Annotated in this window: 3 protein-coding genes; 2 read left to right on the plus strand and 1 reads right to left on the minus strand. The window is 66.3% G+C overall.

What is annotated here, in order from left to right; genetic code table 11:
• On the minus strand, nt 1-274 hold a 274-nt coding region (locus ACFVWD_RS42475; protein ID WP_389603278.1), incomplete at its 3' end, for a rodlin.
• Between the two features lie 384 nt (nt 275-658).
• Here ACFVWD_RS42475 and ACFVWD_RS42480 point away from each other — a divergent pair.
• Nucleotides 659-916, plus strand: a complete 258-nt coding sequence (locus ACFVWD_RS42480) for a chaplin (protein WP_389603279.1) — start codon at nt 659-661, stop codon at nt 914-916.
• 129 nt (nt 917-1,045) lie between these two features.
• On the plus strand, nt 1,046-1,670 hold a 625-nt coding region (locus ACFVWD_RS42485; RefSeq protein WP_389603284.1), incomplete at its 3' end, for a chaplin.

Here is a 1,670-nt window from a genome sequence, read left to right on the forward strand (position 1 = left end):
GGACGGCGATCGGGACGACGCCGACGAGCGAGCCCACGTTGGCCTTCGCGGGCAGGCCGACGCAGGGCTTGTTCAGCGAGCCCTGGATGAGCCCCATCTGAGGGCTCATGTTCCCCGTGGTCGCCGAGTTGCCGAACGACTGGGCGGCACCGGCGCCGCTGACGGACGTCGTCCCACCGTCATTCCCGATCGCCAGCGCCTGCGGCGCGGCAGCAGCGGAAGCGCCGACGGCGCAAACGGTGACCGCGGCGGCGGTCATAACCTTCTTGATCACTGGCTGGATCCATTCTGAAGAAACCCCGTCCATCGGAGCGCCTTGGTTCAACCGCCGCGGACGCCCTTGGTTGCTCCCATTCACCCTGATGGCCCAATGGGGCTGATCGGGTGAATCACCGAAACCAGTCCAGGACCGCCGGGTTGATGTGAGAGCGGGAACAGGTCCTGTCGGCCCTGCAGAACGCAATTAAGGGAACCGTTCCTTCCCGTATGGGTGTTCGTGTGCACCTCGATGCCGATTCGAGTGCAGGGCGATTCGAGTGAATTCCCAAGCGACGCACATTCTTTAGTTTCTTCGGACGGTCCTCCATCGTTTACAGACTGCAGGTCGTGGTGCGAGCCGCTCAAGGTGTGCTCGCTCGGTTTCGGCCGTCATAGGGCCATGACCGCAGAGAAAGGAAATTACGTGAAGCACAAGAAGAGCGCTGTTGTTGTCGCCGGCGCGATCATGGCCTTGGGGATGGGTGCCCCGGCCTTCGCGGACGCCGGTGCCCAGGGTTCCGCCGTCGGCTCGCCGGGTGTCCTCTCGGGCAATGTGATTCAGGTCCCCATTCACGTCCCCGTCAACGTGTGCGGCAACACGGTCGACGTCATCGCCCTGCTGAACCCGGCGTTCGGCAACAGCTGCGCCAACCACTGACGCGACAGCATCAGCCTTCCCGGCTGGATCACGGTCGGCCTTGGGTCGCTCTTTCGGCTCCAAGGCCGGCTTTCCTCACTTCTTTCAAGCAGGAAGACAACGAGATTGCGACAGAACCTGAGTAGGGGAATGGTCGTGGCCGCGGCCGCGACGAGCATCCTGTCCCTGTACGGCACCCCCGTGTTCGCGGACTCGCACGCGGACGCCAGCGCTACGGACTCACCCGGCGTCGCGTCGGGCAACAGCGTTCAGGTTCCGGTGCACGTGCCGGTGAACGCCTGCGGTAACACTGTCAACGTGATCGGCGCGCTCAACCCGACCTTCGGGAACTCCTGCACCAACGGCTCGGGTTCGCAGGGCGGCTCCTCCGGCTCGTTGGCGTCCGGCAAGACCCAGGGCTCGCCCGGCGTCTTGTCGGGCAACGTTGCCCAGGCCCCGGTGGACGTTCCGGTGAACGCGTGCGGCAACTCGGTCGACGTCGTCGCCCTGCTGAACCCGGCGTTCGGCAACAGGTGCGGGAACGAGCCTGGGGGCAACGTCAACACCCCGCCGGTGACGCCTCCCGGTACCACGCCTCCGACGGTCCCGCCGGTGACGCCTCCCGGTACCACGCCTCCGACTGTTCCGCCGGTGACGCCTCCGACCGTTCCGCCGGTGACGCCTCCGACGGTCCCGCCGGTGACGCCTCCCGGTACCACGCCTCCGACTGTTCCGCCGGTGACGCCTCCGACCGTTCCGCCGGTGACGCCTCCGA

Origin of the sequence: Streptomyces sp. NPDC058086 (genome assembly GCF_042885015.1) — a bacterium.
Classification (GTDB): domain Bacteria; phylum Actinomycetota; class Actinomycetes; order Streptomycetales; family Streptomycetaceae; genus Streptomyces.